This window comes from uncultured Tateyamaria sp., from assembly GCF_947496075.1.
Classification (GTDB): Bacteria; Pseudomonadota; Alphaproteobacteria; order Rhodobacterales; family Rhodobacteraceae; genus Tateyamaria.
The window spans coordinates 769,143-784,411 of record NZ_CANMBJ010000002.1 but is presented as its reverse complement, the minus strand read 5'-3'; the positions used below and the strand labels follow the sequence as shown (position 1 = coordinate 784,411).

Annotated in this window: 15 protein-coding genes; 5 read left to right on the top strand and 10 right to left on the bottom strand. The window is 60.8% G+C overall.

Annotation, left to right across the window (positions count from 1 at the left end):
- Positions 1–13: 13 nt before the first annotated feature.
- The 9 genes from murD to mraZ all read right to left on the bottom strand — a co-directional run bounded on the left by murD (position 14) and on the right by mraZ (position 9,785).
- Complete coding sequence (murD, locus tag Q1A51_RS07855; RefSeq protein WP_299597750.1) at positions 14–1,408, bottom strand: UDP-N-acetylmuramoyl-L-alanine--D-glutamate ligase; 1,395 nt, start codon at positions 1,406–1,408, stop codon at positions 14–16.
- A gap of 73 nt (positions 1,409–1,481) precedes the next feature.
- Entirely contained in the window at positions 1,482–2,138 is a 657-nt protein-coding gene (locus tag Q1A51_RS07850; protein ID WP_299597752.1) for an SDR family NAD(P)-dependent oxidoreductase, read from the bottom strand.
- A complete protein-coding gene (gene mraY / locus Q1A51_RS07845) occupies positions 2,138–3,220 on the bottom strand; it encodes a phospho-N-acetylmuramoyl-pentapeptide-transferase (RefSeq protein WP_299200802.1) in 1,083 nt (360 codons plus the stop codon). The genes Q1A51_RS07850 and mraY overlap by 1 nt, the downstream gene beginning before the upstream one ends.
- Positions 3,221–3,232: 12 nt before the next feature.
- On the bottom strand, positions 3,233–4,681 hold the full coding sequence (murF, locus tag Q1A51_RS07840; RefSeq protein WP_299597754.1) for a UDP-N-acetylmuramoyl-tripeptide--D-alanyl-D-alanine ligase: 1,449 nt from the start codon (positions 4,679–4,681) through the stop codon (positions 3,233–3,235).
- Positions 4,678–6,153: a UDP-N-acetylmuramoyl-L-alanyl-D-glutamate--2,6-diaminopimelate ligase gene (locus Q1A51_RS07835; protein WP_299597757.1), complete on the bottom strand. Its 1,476-nt coding sequence runs from the start codon at positions 6,151–6,153 to the stop codon at positions 4,678–4,680. Before Q1A51_RS07835 ends, murF begins: the two co-directional genes overlap by 4 nt.
- A 35-nt stretch (positions 6,154–6,188) precedes the next feature.
- Positions 6,189–7,976: a penicillin-binding protein 2 gene (locus tag Q1A51_RS07830; protein ID WP_299597759.1), complete on the bottom strand. Its 1,788-nt coding sequence runs from the start codon at positions 7,974–7,976 to the stop codon at positions 6,189–6,191.
- The gene (locus Q1A51_RS07825; RefSeq protein WP_299597761.1) at positions 7,973–8,329 is read right to left on the bottom strand and encodes a cell division protein FtsL; all 357 of its coding nucleotides are present in this window, start codon (positions 8,327–8,329) and stop codon (positions 7,973–7,975) included. Before Q1A51_RS07825 ends, Q1A51_RS07830 begins: the two co-directional genes overlap by 4 nt.
- Positions 8,329–9,291 (bottom strand): 16S rRNA (cytosine(1402)-N(4))-methyltransferase RsmH, encoded by a 963-nt coding sequence (gene rsmH / locus Q1A51_RS07820; protein ID WP_299597763.1) that lies wholly within the window; start codon positions 9,289–9,291, stop codon positions 8,329–8,331. The genes Q1A51_RS07825 and rsmH overlap by 1 nt, the downstream gene beginning before the upstream one ends.
- Before the next feature lie 2 nt (positions 9,292–9,293).
- Complete coding sequence (gene mraZ / locus Q1A51_RS07815) at positions 9,294–9,785, bottom strand: division/cell wall cluster transcriptional repressor MraZ (protein WP_299200824.1); 492 nt, start codon at positions 9,783–9,785, stop codon at positions 9,294–9,296.
- Between the two features lie 751 nt (positions 9,786–10,536).
- On the opposite strand from mraZ, the gene Q1A51_RS07810 reads away from it, so the two are divergent.
- Positions 10,537–11,301: a hypothetical protein gene (locus tag Q1A51_RS07810; RefSeq protein WP_299597767.1), complete on the top strand. Its 765-nt coding sequence runs from the start codon at positions 10,537–10,539 to the stop codon at positions 11,299–11,301.
- Positions 11,302–11,311: 10 nt separating this feature from the next.
- On the opposite strand, the gene Q1A51_RS07805 is transcribed toward Q1A51_RS07810, so the two are convergent.
- Positions 11,312–12,385, bottom strand: a complete 1,074-nt coding sequence (locus Q1A51_RS07805; protein ID WP_299597770.1) for an Mrp/NBP35 family ATP-binding protein — start codon at positions 12,383–12,385, stop codon at positions 11,312–11,314.
- A gap of 223 nt (positions 12,386–12,608) precedes the next feature.
- Between Q1A51_RS07805 and Q1A51_RS07800 the strand changes: the two genes are divergently transcribed.
- The 4 genes from Q1A51_RS07800 (at position 12,609) to sigJ (ending at position 15,109) form a co-directional block, all read left to right on the top strand.
- Positions 12,609–12,839, top strand: a complete 231-nt coding sequence (locus Q1A51_RS07800) for a DUF1127 domain-containing protein (RefSeq protein ID WP_299200833.1) — start codon at positions 12,609–12,611, stop codon at positions 12,837–12,839.
- A 391-nt stretch (positions 12,840–13,230) separates the two neighbouring features.
- Complete coding sequence (locus tag Q1A51_RS07795) at positions 13,231–13,614, top strand: hypothetical protein (protein WP_299597773.1); 384 nt, start codon at positions 13,231–13,233, stop codon at positions 13,612–13,614.
- Positions 13,611–14,159, top strand: a complete 549-nt coding sequence (locus Q1A51_RS07790) for a hypothetical protein (protein ID WP_299597776.1) — start codon at positions 13,611–13,613, stop codon at positions 14,157–14,159. Before Q1A51_RS07795 ends, Q1A51_RS07790 begins: the two co-directional genes overlap by 4 nt.
- A complete protein-coding gene (gene sigJ, locus Q1A51_RS07785) occupies positions 14,156–15,109 on the top strand; it encodes an RNA polymerase sigma factor SigJ (RefSeq protein WP_299597779.1) in 954 nt (317 codons plus the stop codon). Before Q1A51_RS07790 ends, sigJ begins: the two co-directional genes overlap by 4 nt.
- The last annotated feature ends 160 nt before the right edge of the window (positions 15,110–15,269 follow it).

Here is a 15,269-nt window from a genome sequence, read left to right as displayed (position 1 = left end):
GCGCGCCTTTGGATTACAGTCGTTTCGTGACTTCGGCGGCAAAGTCCTCGCCGCGGCGTTCAAAACTGTCATACTGATCGAAACTGGCCGCCGCCGGGGCCAGCAGGACCACGTCCCCGGCCTCGGCATCCTCCATGGCAGCCGCAACAGCGGCCGACATGCTGCCACAAACCTGCGTCTCGACATTCAGTTGCATTGCGAACTGTGCCGCTTCACGGCCAATCACATAGGCCTTACGCACGCCGGACAGCGCATCATTGAGCGGGTCAAGCCCGCCCTCTTTCTGCAATCCGCCGCAAATCCAACGAATGTTCTTGAACGCCGCAAGCGCCTTGGCCGCGCTGTCCACATTGGTGGCCTTGCTGTCGTTCACATACCTGACACCATCCGCCTCGGCGATGGTCTGGCTGCGATGCGGCAAGCCTGCAAAACTGTGGAACGCCTGCTCGATCACCTTGGGGGCCACACCAACAGCGCGCGCAGCGGCATAGGCCGCACAGGCGTTCTGATGATTATGTGCACCGGGCAAGCCTGCAACGTCGCGCAAATCAATCGACGCCACCTGCCGTCCTTTGCGATACTCGGCCAGAAACCCCTTCTTGGCAAAGACCTGCCATCCCGGGCCGGTCAGCTTTTCGGCACCAGACACGCGGATCACGCGATCATCGCTTGGCCCCTCGCTGAGCTGCCCTGCAAGGGATCGCCCTTCGTGCTCGTCAACGCCAATGACGGCCCTGTCCGGGCCACCTTCGGCAAAGAGCCGGCGCTTGGCGGCAAAATATCCACCCGTACCCGCATGCCGGTCCAGATGATCGGGCGACAGGTTGGTGAACACGGCCACGTCCGGTGTCAGGCTGCGCGCCAGATCGGTTTGGTAGCTCGACAGCTCCAGCACCACGATCTCTCCGTCATGGGGCGGGTCGATGTCCAACACACCACGACCGATATTGCCCGCAAGCTGGCTGGGACGGCCCGCGACTTCCATGACATGATGGATCAGGGCACAGGTCGTCGATTTGCCGTTGGATCCGGTCACCGCAATCACACGCGGCACGGTGTCAAAGCGGTTCCACTCGGATGTGGCAAAGGATTGGAAGAACAGACCAATGTCATTGTCGACCGGCACACCGGCCGCCCAAGCCGCCGCAATCACCGGGTTTGGCGACGGATAAAGATGCGGAATGCCGGGGCTTACGATCAGGCGCGCAACATTGTCAAAAGCACCGCCTTTCTTGAGGTCGAGGCATGTAAACCCTTCGGTTTCAGCCTTGGCGCGGGCGTCCGGATTGTCGTCCCAGCAGATCGGTGTCGCCCCACCCGCCTTCAGCGCGCGCGCCGCAACAAGGCCTGAGCGTCCAAGCCCAAGAACCGCCACACGCGCACCGTTCAGACCCTGCACCGGGATCATTGCGGTGCTCCTTGGGGGCTCTGCCCCCGGCCTGCGGCCTCCCCCGAGGTATTTTCAGCCAGAAGAAGGATCATCACCACGCCTTTTCCTGACGGTTGCGAAAGAACTTCCCGGTAACATCAGCAGGCGCGTCCAAGGCAAGCCAGATGCCTGTATCGGCGCCCTGCTCAGGCGTCCCCGGTGCAGCAGCACCTCCCATGCGCGTATGCACCCAACCGGGGCACATCGCGTTGACGGTCACTCCCGGCGGCAGATCGCGCGGCAGTGCAAAACTCAGTGCATTCAGCGCGGCTTTGGCCACACCATATCCGCCGGGGCCTTCCATACCTTCGTCATAAGCACCCCAGCCCGAGCTCACATTGATGATCCGCCCCTGCCCAGCCTGCTCCATATGCTGCAGGCATAGCAGGATCAGCTCGAACGGTGCATGGAACATCACCTGCATAGACCGCCGCAGACCTTCGGGATGGCGCACCATGCTGTCCTCGATCAGAATACCTGCATTGTTGATCAGGATGTCTACACCACCAGAAGCCTCAATGGCCGGTGCAAAACTGGCGGCGTCCTCAAGATCAAGATGCACCCAATCGCAGCCCAATTCGGTCGCGGCCTTTGCCCCGGCCTGCGCATCTCTTGCCCCGATCACAACGTCGCATCCCCGCGCCAGCAGGCCCTGCGCCATGGCATATCCGATCCCTCGGTTGCCGCCGGTGATCAGCGCACGGGGCACTACCGCACCTTCAACGTGGCAAGGCCGATCATCGCGAGGATCAGGGAGATGATCCAGAACCGGATCACGATCTGCGGCTCGGCCCATCCCTTTTTCTCATAATGGTGATGGATCGGGGCCATAAGGAACACCCGCTTGCCGGTCCGTTTGAAGTAGAGGACCTGGATGATGACGCTCAGCGCTTCGACCACGAACAAGCCACCTACGATGGCCAGAACCAATTCGTGTTTCGTTGCCACGGCGATCGCGCCCAAAGCACCACCCAGTGCCAAAGACCCGGTGTCGCCCATGAAAACGGCCGCAGGCGGCGCATTGTACCACAAGAACCCCAATCCTCCGCCGAACAAGGCCGAGGTAAAGATCAAAAGCTCGCCCGTGCCGGGCACATAGTGCACATCCAGATACTCGGTGAAATCAACCCGCCCAACGGCGTACGCAATGATACCCAGCGTCCCACCCGCGATCATCACCGGCATGATGGCCAGCCCATCCAGCCCGTCCGTCAGGTTCACGGCATTGGCAGCACCGACGATGACGATGATGGCAAACGGAATGAACAGTATGCCCAGATTGATCAGCGCATCCTTGAGCACAGGCACAGCCAATTGGTTCTGCAGATCGTCCGGATGACTGATCGTTGCGAAATAGGCAGCAATGCCGGCAATCAAAAACCCAAGCAAAAGCCGCACCTTACCGGGCACACCTGCCGTGGTTTGCTTGGACACCTTGGCATAATCATCGGCAAAACCGATCAGGGCGAACGCAAGCGTGACCCCCAGCACAATCCACATGAACGGGTTGTCCCAGCGCGCCCATAACAGCGTTGACGTCGCCAGGGCGCCAACAATCAACAACCCACCCATCGTTGGCGTCCCGGCCTTCGAAAAGTGCCCTTCGGGACCGTCATCGCGGATCGGCTGGCCCTTGCCCTGTTTACGCCGCAACACCGCAATCAGCGGACGGCCAAACAGAAATCCAAAGACCAGAGCCGTCAGAAACGCGCCCCCGGCCCGAAAAGTGATATAGCGGAACAGGTTGAAAAAGTCCCCGCCATCCGAAAGTGCCGTCAACCAATAGAGCATGCCTGCCTGTCCCTACGCATTATTTTGTGGGTCTTCGCCCTTAACCATCGGATGGCCCATTTTGCGGATCGCGTCAACGACCAGCGCCAGTTTCATGCTGAGCGATCCCTTGACCAGCACCACGTCCCCGCTGTCCAGCCGGCGCCGCACCTGTTCTGCCATCTCATCTGACGTTTCGGTCCACTGCCCCTGTTTGTCCGCAGGCAACGCCTCGTGCAGATGCTTCATCAACGGGCCAACGCAATGGATCACGTCAATGGCTGACACCGACTGCAACTCGGCGATCTCGGCATGCATCGCGGGGCCTTCATCGCCCAGTTCTTTCATGTCACCGACAAAGGCGATCCGCCGCCCCTTGCTGACGCGCCCGATGTCATGGGTCACTTCCGCTGCCGCCAACACCTCAAGTGCCGCGCCCATCGATGTCGGATTGGCGTTGTAGCTGTCATCGATCAGTTCAAGCGTCATATGCGTTTCAACCGGATCCAGCACGACAACCTCTCTCGCACCGCGCCCCTGGTACGGCGACCAGCGGCCCAGCGACTGCGCGGCAAGCGCCAGATCCGCGCCCAGCGCCTCGGCTGCGGCCAACGCACCCAAACCGTTCATGGCATAGTGCCTGCCCACCGCACCAATCTTGAACAACAGCGGAACGTCATGCGCTTCGGCTTGAACCACGGTGGTATCGCGCTTTAGATCAACAGATTTCAATTTGAAATCAAAGCCGTGTTCGCCAAAGCCAATGTCGCGGCGCTTGGCATCATGCGCCTTGGCCTGCAGGATCGCGGCTGTCGAACAATCATTGTTCAGCACCGCTGCGCCACCATATTCCAACCCGTCGATGATTGATGCCTTTTCAACCGCGATGCCTTCGATATTCTCAAAGGCTTCCAGATGCGCCGCCGCCACGGTGGTGATCATCGCAACATGCGGGCGGGCCATCTTGGCCAGCGGAGCGATCTCTCCGGGATGGTTCATCCCGATCTCGATCACGGCATATTCCGTATCCTTGGGCATCCGCGCCAAGGTCAGCGGCACCCCCCAGTGATTGTTGTAACTGGCGACAGAGGCGTGGGTGCGCCCCTGATCGGACAGGATCGCGCGCAGCATTTCCTTGGTCGAGGTTTTGCCGACCGATCCGGTAATAGCGACCACACGGGCCTCCGTGCGGGCACGCGCCGCAACACCCAGCGCCTCCAAGCCCTCCAGAACATCCTCGACGATCAGCAAAGGCGCGTCTTCGGCCACACCGTCCGGAACATGGGTCACAAGGGCCGCCGCGGCCCCTTTCTCAAGCGCCTGAGCGACAAAATCATGCCCGTCCCGCGCTGCCTTGAGCGCCACAAACACATCACCGGGCTGCAAGGTCCGCGTATCGATCGAGACACCCGTGGCCGTCCAATCCGTCGTGGACCGACCGCCCGTTGCGGCAACAGCCTCGGCTGAGGTCCAAAGCGTCATGTCAATCGTCCTTCCAAGGCAGCCACTGCCACGCTGGCCTGTTCCACATCGTCAAAGGGCAACACATCATCGCCAACCACCTGGCCCGTCTCGTGCCCCTTGCCCGCAATCAAAAGCGCGTCACCGGGGCCAAGCGCATCCACAGCGCGCAGGATCGCCTCGGCCCGGTCGCCAACTTCGGTCGCGTCCGGACACCCTTCCATCACGGCGGTACGGATCAACGCGGGATCCTCGCTGCGCGGGTTGTCGTCAGTGACAAAAACGATATCCGCATTCTCGGCCGCGGCCTGCCCCATCAATGGGCGCTTGCCTGCATCCCGATCACCGCCCGCGCCAACAACGGCGATCAGGCGGCCCATGACATGGGGGCGCATCGCCTTGAGCGCCGTCTCAACCGCATCGGGCGTGTGAGAGTAGTCCACGAAAACGGCAGCACCATTCTCGCGTGTTGCGGCCAGCTGCATACGCCCCCGGACAGTTCCCAAATGCGGCAATGTCTCAAAGACCTCGGCAGGTTCGGCGCCACAGGCAATCACCAACCCGCAGGCCAGCATCACATTGTCGGCTTGAAAGCCTCCTATCAGGGGCAAGCGCGCAGTATAGGCCCTGCCCTCGTATTCAAATCGCACATCCTGCCCCGTGGCGTCGAAACGCTGTGCTGTCAGGCAAAGGTCACCGCCGTCGCGGCCAACGGCCAAAACCTTTTGACCGCGTGCGCGTGCAATGGCGGCCATGTCCACGCCACGCGCATCATCCATGTTGATCACAGCCACGCCATCCTCAGGCAGCACGCGCGCAAACAGGCCGGCCTTGGCATCAAAATACGCTTCGAACGTGTGATGGTAGTCCAGGTGATCCTGGGTAAAGTTCGTGAACCCAGCTGCTTTCAGCGTCACGCCATCCAGCCTGCGCTGATCAAGGCCGTGAGATGAGGCTTCCATCGCCGCATGGGTGATCCCATTGACCTTCGCTTCTGCCAAGGTGCGGTGCAGCGTGATCGGCTCTGGCGTGGTGTGAGCAAGCGGAGCGGTCCACGCCCCCTCAACACCCGTTGTGCCAAGGTTCACGGCGGGCAACCCCATCTCGATCCAGATCTGGCGCACAAAGGTCGATACCGATGTCTTTCCATTGGTCCCGGTGACGGCGACCATCACATCGGGCTGACCACCAAACCACAGGGCGGCGGTTCGGCTCAGCACCTCGCGCGGGGCATCGGTGACGACAACCACGACACCCTCCAGCCAGTCAGCGGCCAGCGCGGCGCCTTCGGAATCGGTCAGAACCGCCGCCGCGCCCATGCGCACTGCGTATTGAATGAACTCCGCCCCATGCACGCGACTGCCCGGCATGGCAGCGAATAGGAACCCGTCCTTCACCTCGCGGCTGTCCACGGCAATGCCGGTGATATCGGGATTGGCCCCACCCCGGGCGGTCAGGCCCAGCGATGAAAGTGATCGTGCCTGCGCGCCCATATTGCTGGCCCTATGGTTCGGATGCGAAATGCACCTCAGTTGCTGCTGGTCAGCGTTATATCAGCGAGAGTGACAGGTTCAACGCTTGGGCGCAGGCCCAGAAGCGGCGCGATCCGGCCAATCATCTCGGCAGCAACAGGCACCGCCGTCCACCCGGCGCTGCGGCGCGGTTTGTCTCCGCTCGTCTCCACCGGCTCATCCAACGTCACGACCAGCACGTATTTGGGATCATGCGCGGGGAACATCGTGGCAAAGGTCGCGATCACCTTGTCGTCGTAGTACCCACCGCGCGGCTTGGGCTTGTCGGCGGTGCCCGTCTTGCCACCCACGGCATATCCCGGCACTTCGGCCATGCTGGCTGTACCATCTGTCACCACCTTACGCAGCATTGCACGCGCAGCGCGGGCAGTGCCCTCGCTCATCACTCGTTCGCCGAAACGGGGGCCATCCTGCTTGAGGATCGTGGGCTTGACCATGCGGCCACCATTGGCAATGGCCGCATAGCCTGCCGCAAGGTGCATGGGCGAAGACGACAGACCATGACCATAGCTCACCGTCACAGCGCTCAGGTCGGTCCAGCGTTTCGGCAGCAGCGGCTTGCCGGTGCGCGCCTCCACGATCTCGAAATCCGTGGGCTCGAAAAAGCCCATCTTCTTCAGGAACTCCTGTTGCCGCTCCTTGCCGATCTGCAACACCAGGCGGCCCGTGCCGCGGTTCGACGACTTCACGACGATGTCGGCGACGCTCAGCTTGCCGTAATTCTTGTTGCGGAACTCCCCGATGCGGAAGCCACCCACTCGCATGGGACCCGCGGTGTTGATGATAGTCGACGGTGATACAATACCCAGATCCACGGCTTGTGCGGCCGTAAAAATCTTGAACGCCGAACCCAGCTCATACACCCCCTGCACCGACCGGTTAAAAAGCGGGCTGTCGCTCTGATCACCTTTCGTGGCCGGTCGCGGACGATTGTTGGGGTCGAAATGCGGCAACGACACGACCGAGATTACCTCACCGGTGTGCACATCCATCAGAACCGACGACGCGCCCTTGGCATTCATCAGCCTCATGCCGCCATAAAGCACACGTTCCGCCGCCGCCTGCACCGTCAGGTCCAGCGCCAATTCCAGCGGCTTCTGCCCGTTGGCGGGGTCGCGCAGATAGTCATCGAATTGCTTTTCGACACCGGCAACGCCGATCACCTCTGCCGCACTCACACCTTCCTTGCCGAAACTCGCCCCGCCCAGAACATGGGCGGCAAGCGTTCCGTTGGGGTAAAGCCGCATGTCACGCGGACCAAACAGCAGCCCGGGATCGCCGATCTCGTGCACGGCCTGCATCTGTTCGGGGCTGATTTTCTTACGAATCCAAAGGAACTTGCGCTTGCCGGTGAAGTCCTTCAGCAGCTCCTCTTCCTTCAGATCGGGGAAGATCGCGGCCAATCCCTTGGCCGATGCCGCGGGGTCCACCATTTGCGGTGGCTGGGCATACAGCGCATGGGTTTCAAAATTCGTGGCCAACAAGCGCCCGTTCCGGTCCACGATGTCCGCGCGGGCCGCTGAAATGGCCGCACCCTGTGCGCTCGCACGCGGTTCAACCGGTTCGGACGTCGCCAGCACACCCATGCGCACGGCGACCGTTATAAAGGCGCAGAAAAAGAACAGCCCCAAAACCAGCAAACGCCCTTCGGCGCGCTGACGCGACCGGTCGCGCATTTCCTCGTGACGGGCACGCAGGTTTTCACGTTCGATTGCCTCGGTGCTTTCACCGGCAGCGCGTGCAGGCAGAATGCGGGCCAATGGGCGCAGGGGCGTGCGGGTCATGGCTGCTCTCCATCTTCGGGCAATTCACCGAACACTTCGACCGCATTGTCGATGACCAGCAGCGGGGGCGCAGGATACGCAACCTCATCCACGTGACCAAACTGGTCAGGGCGGAAGGGCATCAGGCCAAGCCGATCAAAGTTGATGTCGGCCAGATCACGCAACCGGTCCGGACGGTTCAGATAGGCCCATTCGGCCTTGAGAACGGCCAGCCGCGAATGCGCCATGCGAATGTCGCGATGCAACCTGTCCGTCTTGGATAGCACCTCTTGCGTCGCGTAATTCTCGCGATAGGCCCAGAAAGCCAGGCCAATCACGGCCAACGTGGTCAAAATATACAAAACCGTGCGCATCAGATGGCCCCCCTGACCTGCGGCATACCAATACTCTTCGCGTCAATCTCTCCGGCGGGCGCATCGGTGCGCACCGCCACCCGCAGCTTGGCCGACCGGCTGCGCGGGTTCATGTCCAGCTCATCCCTGTCGGGCCCGATGGCCTTGCGGGTCTTCAATTCGAATTGGGCCGGTGCGGCCTCGACCTCGGGCGCGTAACGATTGGGGTTGGCTTGCCGCCCACCCCGCGCCGTCATGAAACGTTTGACCATCCGGTCCTCGACCGAATGGAAGGTCACAACAGCCAGCTTGCCGCCGGGTTTCAATGCCCGCTCTGCGGCCATAAGCCCCTGATACAGCTCATCATATTCGTTGTTCACCGCAATGCGCAGCGCCTGAAAGCTGCGTGTGGCAGGATGCGATTGACCGGGCTTGGGACGCGGCAGGCATTTCTCGATCACGCCCACCAGCGCCATTGTCGTGGTGATTGGACGCGCCGTGATGATCGCCCGCGCAATACGGCGGCTCGCCCGCTCTTCTCCATACTGAAACAGAATATCAGCCAGCACGCCTTCATCGGCTTCGTTCACGATATCCGCAGCGGATGGCCCATCCTGCGACATGCGCATGTCCAGAGGCCCGTCTTTCATGAAGGAAAAGCCGCGCTCAGCCTGATCCAGCTGCATTGAACTTACACCAAGGTCCAGCACAACGCCGTCCAAACCCGCGCCATATTGATCGAGCTTGGAAAACACACCGGGTTGCATCGTGATACGGTCGCCATAGGCATCCGCCCAGCCAGCAGCCATCTCGAAAGCCACGGGGTCACGGTCCACCGCAATAACCCTCTCAGCCCCGGCCTCCAGCAAAGCGCGCGTGTACCCACCCGCACCAAATGTGCCATCAAGCCACGTGCCTTCAATCGGCGCACAGTGCTGCAGGATCGCGTCGATCAGAACCGGAATATGTGGCCCCCCAGCCATTCCTAGTCCATGTCCCCGTCAAGGTAGGCTGACGGGTCCAGGTCCGGATCGAACCCATCATCGTCCAGCGCCGCTATACTCTCGTCATAGGCGTCGGGCTGCCAGATCTCGAACGTATCGCCCGACGATATAAAGCGCGCCATGCCATCAAGACCGATTTTCTCGCGCAGCTTGGCGGGCAGCACGATGCGACCCGTGTCATCCACGACGGTTTCGATGGCCTGCGCGCTGTACAGCCGCTCCATCGCCTTCCGCTTGGCGGACCCTCGTGGGAATTTGGAAATCTTGGCGTCCACCTCGTCCATGGCTTCAATTGTGAAGCCCTCAAGGTAACCGCGGGTCGCGCCACCATAGACGATGATCACGCGGGGTGGCAGGCCGTCAGTCCAGTCGGGGTCGCAGGCTTCGATCACACGACGAAACGAGGCCGGGATAGACACCCGCCCCTTTGCGTCCACCTTGTGGTCGCTTTCGCCTCTGAACCTGCGTGCCACTGTTTGGCCCGTCCCTATTTCGTTTCCGCGCCCCAGCGCTTCAAATTCGTTCCCCAGTCACCTGCGCCCTCTTGCCGGGGCTTGTGTTTCCCGCCACCCTTCGGGGGCGAGAAATGGAAACGGCGGGTTGATCTGCTGCCACTGATCAACCCGCCGCCCTCGTCCCGTCTCGCGGGATGTCCAGCTGCGCGCGCCACCTGGGGGGATGTCTGCTCGCTCGCGCGCCGGATCTCTGGTCTGATGAAAGCGAGGTGCCTGTATGAAACCTGCTAGAGTTTTGTTTTTTGCTTGGGGTCGTTTGTTGCCCCGTGCTCGTTCTCATCTGATGTCATTAGGTATGACGTGGGAAAACATGGGAAGCAATGGTTTTTTGCGCCCCTTGAGGATAGCTGCGCATCTATATGTACGCCTAAAATCCCATATTTAAGCCTAAAACCGATCAAAATACCGCCTATCATGTTGCTCACTGGAAATCAGGCACAACATGTAGACCTCACCCACCTGATGCGGCATAACCCATAAATTCCCAAAAAAATTTCACCATAACCGCAACACCTGCGGATGTTTTTATTTTGTTCTCATGCAATGCAAGCAATAAACACAGAATTGATTCGAATCAGATCAAGTTTGATACCGTTTGACCATGAATTCCCATGATCGTGGCGCCATATTCTCCCGCCACCCATGAAATCCCTTGCGCACCCTCGCGCAACACGGCAACACGCAGCGGGTATCCGACACAGGAGCAGACATGTCCAACGCCGTTCGCATCTTCACACACGCCTTCACAATGGTCTTCCATGATCTCGGCGCCACGCTGCGTGCCACCTATGTGGGCGTCAGCCTTGTCGCGCTGTCGGTTGTCCTGTTCCTGACCCTGGCACCAAACATGTTCGGCTCGATGATGCTTGCGACCGAAACAGACGCGTTCAACCCTGACGCATTTGGCAACGCAGGCGCCGCAGTTGTGGCAATCCTTGTTATGGCTGTTGGCTACATCATGATGGTCGCCGCCTGGCACCGCTATGTGCTTCTGCCCGAGGGGCAGCGCGACGGTGGCTTCACGCCGGGCGCGGGTATCGTGCTGGGCTATTTCGGGCGCAGCCTTCTGTTGGGCATCATCGTCGGCATCGCTGCCATCCCGCTCTTTGTGCCTTTGGGCATCATTGCATCCGCGGGCAACGATGTTCTGACAAATCTGGTTGCGATCCCACTGTTTGCCATTCTCGGCTGGGTGTTGTTGCGGCTCAGCCTGATCCTGCCGGCCTGCACGATCGGCAAAGACATGAAGCTGACTGAAAGCTGGGCCACATCCCGCCCACTGTCGGGTGCAATCATCGGGCTGACCATCATTCTGGGCGTCGTGGACTTTGTCCTGAACCTCGTGATCAGCGCCTTGCCTGCGCCTTACATACTTGGTGTGGTCAGCGTGATCACCTCGGTTCTGTTCGCGCTGGTCAGCGCAAGCATCCTGACAACTCTATATGGCATTGCCGTCGAAGGGCGCGAGGTCTGAGCCACCCGGCTCAGGCCATCCCACCCTTGATCAACCCTTCTGCAATACGGGCGTAGGCTTGGGCCATCGGCCCATCCCCCACGGCCACGGGCGTGCCCCCGTCCCCGGCCAGACGTGTCTCAAGATCAATGGGCAATGCGCCCAAAAGCGGAACGCCCATCTTTTCTGCCTCGGCGGTCACACCACCTTGGCCGAAAATCTGATGCTCTGATCCGCAGTCCGGACACACAAACATCGACATGTTCTCGATCAGCCCCAGAACAGGCGTCTTGAGCGTGGCGAACATGTCCAGCGCCTTGCGCGCATCAATCAACGCGACATCCTGCGGCGTGCTGACAACAATGGCCCCGGACAGTTCGGACTTGGTGCACAACGTCAGCTGTACGTCGCCGGTGCCCGGCGGCAGGTCGACAAGCAAAATGTCCAACTCGCCCCATTCCACCTGCCCCAGCATCTGCTGCAGCGCGCCCATCAGCATGGGGCCACGCCAAACCACGGCCTTGCCTTCTTCCATCATGAACCCGATGGACATCAGCGTTACGCCATGGGCATGCAATGGAATGATGGTCTTGCCATCGGGCGACGCCGGCCGCTTGTTTACCCCCATCATCCGGGGCTGAGACGGACCATATATATCTGCATCCAGCAGCCCGACCTTGCGTCCCTGCTTGGCAAGCGCCACGGCCAGGTTCGACGACACGGTGGATTTACCGACACCGCCCTTGCCGGATCCGATGGCAAGGATGCGTTTGACACCTGTGGGCTTGGTGGGTCCGTCCTGTGGCTTTGGATGTCCCCCGATTTTCAGGCTGGGCGGGGCCGCAGGCTTTTTCGCAGGTCCATGTGCCGTCAATGCAACGCGCACATCACCCACGGCCTCCAACGACCGCACCGCCGCCTCGGCGGCGGCACGCACCGGTTCCATTTGCGCCGCCAGCTCCGGGGTGGGTGCCTCGATCACAAACTGCACGGCATTGCCCTGCAACTGCACCGCGCGAATCAAATCTCGGCTGATCAGATCACCACCGTCCGGCATTCCCACGCGCGTCAGCGCGTCCATAACAATTTGCTTCGTGACAGCCATGCTCGATTTCCCCGCTTTATGGTGAAAGAAATGGCATAAATTTCGCGTCTTACAAGAGCTTGCAAACCGCCCCGAAGCAAACGCCGCATCCTTGTGCACATTGCCTAGGCTTTGGACCTCAACCCCATGCAATTGCTGCATAGCAGCATTGAATTGGTGTGTATTGTGCACCCGCAGCATTGGCTTATATTCAGGTCAACGAAACGAGCATGAGGCAAAGAACATGGCCTATTACAATGATGTAGCACGTCGCAGCGACCTGGTCGAACGTACCCTCGGCACGGTTGCCCGCGTGTTTGAAGCTGCTGCAGAGCGTCGCGCTAAACAGCGCATCTTCCGCACCACGTTCACCGAGCTGAACGCACTGTCCAACCGCGAACTGGCCGATTTGGGCCTGCACCGGTCGGAACTGAAGCGCGTGGCTTGGGAATCTGCGAACGACCTCGCAGCCTAAACAAGGAATACACGGATCAGATCGCCCCTCCTCCTCCCTGGGGCATCTGAAATTGGCGGCGGCGCCTTCCTCCTCCCTGGCGTCGCCGCACTTTAACACCGCAATACATCGCACTTTCGGTCTTCCTCCTCCCTGACCGACGCGATGTTGCAAGAGCGGCGGCATTCACCTCCTCCCGAATGTCGTCGCACGAATACCGCACCAAAAACGGTGCAGAGATTGTCAAACCGGTCCTCCTCCTCCCTGACCGGATGGCATGACGAAGGCGGCGGCCCCCTCCTCCCTGGGGACCGCCGCTTTTTTGTTTCCACATTCAAGAAACTCGTTCGGAGATGTCACACACACCCGACCTGCCACGTCATCATCATGACAACGGCAAGGATACAGTCGCATGGTGCGTGTTCTCTGGATCGCAGGGATCTATTATTTGGCCTCGGGCGTCCTGATGTGGACGCAGCCGCAGTTCTGGTACGCCAACACTCCGGGTGTTGCAGCCATGGGTCCGTTCAACCTTCATTTCATCCGCGACATTGCATTGGTGTTTGGCGTCAGTGGGCTCGCCATCTTGCACGCCGCACGCACACGGTCACGCGATGTCCTGATTGTCGGGCTGGGCTGGCCCGCGCTGCACGCCCTCTATCACCTCGCGATATGGGCCAACCGCGACTTTGCCTTTGACATGATCACCCTCGTCAACCTGTTGGGCATCCAGCTTCCGGTCTGGACAAGCCTTGCAATCGCTTTCTCAATGCAACCCAAGGAGCAAACCTCATGATCCGCGCATTTCTTCATTCCGGCGCCCGCCGCTTTGGCAAGCAGTTCAACTACAATACACAGTACATGCACGACTTGATCGACACCGACCCGCGCGCAGGTCTGCGCCTGACCCTGTTTCAAAAGGTCAGCGCCTATGCTGGCCCCAAATCCGCACATCATGTTCGGATGGGGGCCATGGTCGGCTCCGCTGTCGAGGGCGATTGTGGACCCTGCGCGCAACTAACCGTCGATATGGCCCTGGCCCATGGCGCACGTGCGGCAGACATCCAGGCAAGCCTGAACGGCGCGCCCGATGCGGCAGGTGACTTCGGCCTCGGCTACCAGTTTGCCTGGGCCGCGATCCGGGGCGACGAAACCCTTGACGCGCTGCGCGCCCGGATCGAAACGACGCATGGCCCGCGCGCCGTTGTTGCAGCGTCCTTTGCCGCTGCGTTCACCCGCGCCTACCCCGTACTCAAGCGCGGCATGGGTCACGGCAAACTGTGCCAACGGCTGGATGTGAACGGCACGTCCATCACGCTCACCCACCCGGTTGCTGCATGACGTGGACCGACCAATTCGAAGCACAGCGGCCGATGCTCACGGCCCTGTGCTACCGCATGCTCGGCGAACGTGCCGCCGCCGAAGACGCGGTTCAGGACACGTGGTTCAAATGGGCGGCGGCGGATCATACAGCCATTCGGACGCCCGCCGCATGGCTGCGCACCGCTGCAACACGGGTTGCCATCGACAGCCTCCGGCGGGCCAAGACCCGGCGCGAATCCTATGTGGGGCCATGGTTGCCCGAACCCCTGATCGTGGATGAAAACACGCCCGAAGACAGCTTTGCCCAAGCGCAGGACTGTGAACTGGCGCTGCTCTGGATGATGGACACGCTGCCCACCAGCGAACGCGCCGCATTTGTCCTGCGCGAGGCGTTCGATGCATCCTATGACGACATCGCACAGACGTTGGGCAAATCCGAAGCCGCCTGTCGCCAACTGGTCAGCCGCGCCCACCGTCGCGTCGCACAATCCTCCCCGGACCTGACACAACCGGCGGGCAAGCGGGCCGCGCAGATCAGCGGCTTTCTCGCCGCCATCGTCAGCAATGATCTCGACGCCGCCAAATCATATCTGGCCGAAGACGCCATCGCGATCTCGGATGGCGGGGCCAAGGCCCGCGCGGCCCGCCGCCCGCTCATCGGCCCGGATGATATTGTTCTGGTCTCGCACGCGGTCACGCTGAAACATGCCGGTGTCCTCGCGCCTACACCGGTCACCGCAAATGGCCACCCCGCGCTGCTGATGACCGAAAACGGTCGGGCTGAAACACTGTTCACTGTGGCATTGAACAGCCAGGGCCAGATCTGCTGGATGTACACAATGCGCAACCCGGACAAGCTGCCACACATGATCGCGAACCGGGTCGGCGGGCGGGCGCCTTTGCGCCAGCAAACAGAGCCGCCCGACGGCAAGGCTTTCAAAATAGTTAAGCCCTCCGCGCAAACGTAAACAACGTGCAAGAATGACCGGATCGTTAACGCGGTCCGGCCAAGCAAAACACGCAGTTTCGGCCCCAAAATGTGCAGTTTGGCAAAAACGCCACCAAAACACCGGGTTTTAGAGGGATCAAAATGTGCAGTTTCCAGCGAAAAACGCGCAGTTTACCAGA

Bases quoted from the DNA above. Each gene is read 5' to 3' on its own strand.
- rsmH (WP_299597763.1), bottom strand. From the start codon at position 9,291: ATGGCTGGGGGGCCACATATTCCGGTTCTGATCGACGCGATCCTGCAG.
- Q1A51_RS07795 (WP_299597773.1), top strand. From the start codon at position 13,231: ATGGTGCGTGTTCTCTGGATCGCAGGGATCTATTATTTGGCCTCGGGC.
- Q1A51_RS07805 (WP_299597770.1), bottom strand. From the start codon at position 12,385: ATGGCTGTCACGAAGCAAATTGTTATGGACGCGCTGACGCGCGTGGGA.
- sigJ (WP_299597779.1), top strand. From the start codon at position 14,156: ATGACGTGGACCGACCAATTCGAAGCACAGCGGCCGATGCTCACGGCC.
- Q1A51_RS07790 (WP_299597776.1), top strand. From the start codon at position 13,611: ATGATCCGCGCATTTCTTCATTCCGGCGCCCGCCGCTTTGGCAAGCAG.
- Q1A51_RS07830 (WP_299597759.1), bottom strand. From the start codon at position 7,976: ATGACCCGCACGCCCCTGCGCCCATTGGCCCGCATTCTGCCTGCACGC.
- Q1A51_RS07810 (WP_299597767.1), top strand. From the start codon at position 10,537: ATGTCCAACGCCGTTCGCATCTTCACACACGCCTTCACAATGGTCTTC.
- murD (WP_299597750.1), bottom strand. From the start codon at position 1,408: ATGATCCCGGTGCAGGGTCTGAACGGTGCGCGTGTGGCGGTTCTTGGG.
- Q1A51_RS07800 (WP_299200833.1), top strand. From the start codon at position 12,609: ATGGCCTATTACAATGATGTAGCACGTCGCAGCGACCTGGTCGAACGT.
- murF (WP_299597754.1), bottom strand. From the start codon at position 4,681: ATGACGCTTTGGACCTCAGCCGAGGCTGTTGCCGCAACGGGCGGTCGG.
- Q1A51_RS07835 (WP_299597757.1), bottom strand. From the start codon at position 6,153: ATGGGCGCGCAGGCACGATCACTTTCATCGCTGGGCCTGACCGCCCGG.
- mraY (WP_299200802.1), bottom strand. From the start codon at position 3,220: ATGCTCTATTGGTTGACGGCACTTTCGGATGGCGGGGACTTTTTCAAC.
- Q1A51_RS07825 (WP_299597761.1), bottom strand. From the start codon at position 8,329: ATGCGCACGGTTTTGTATATTTTGACCACGTTGGCCGTGATTGGCCTG.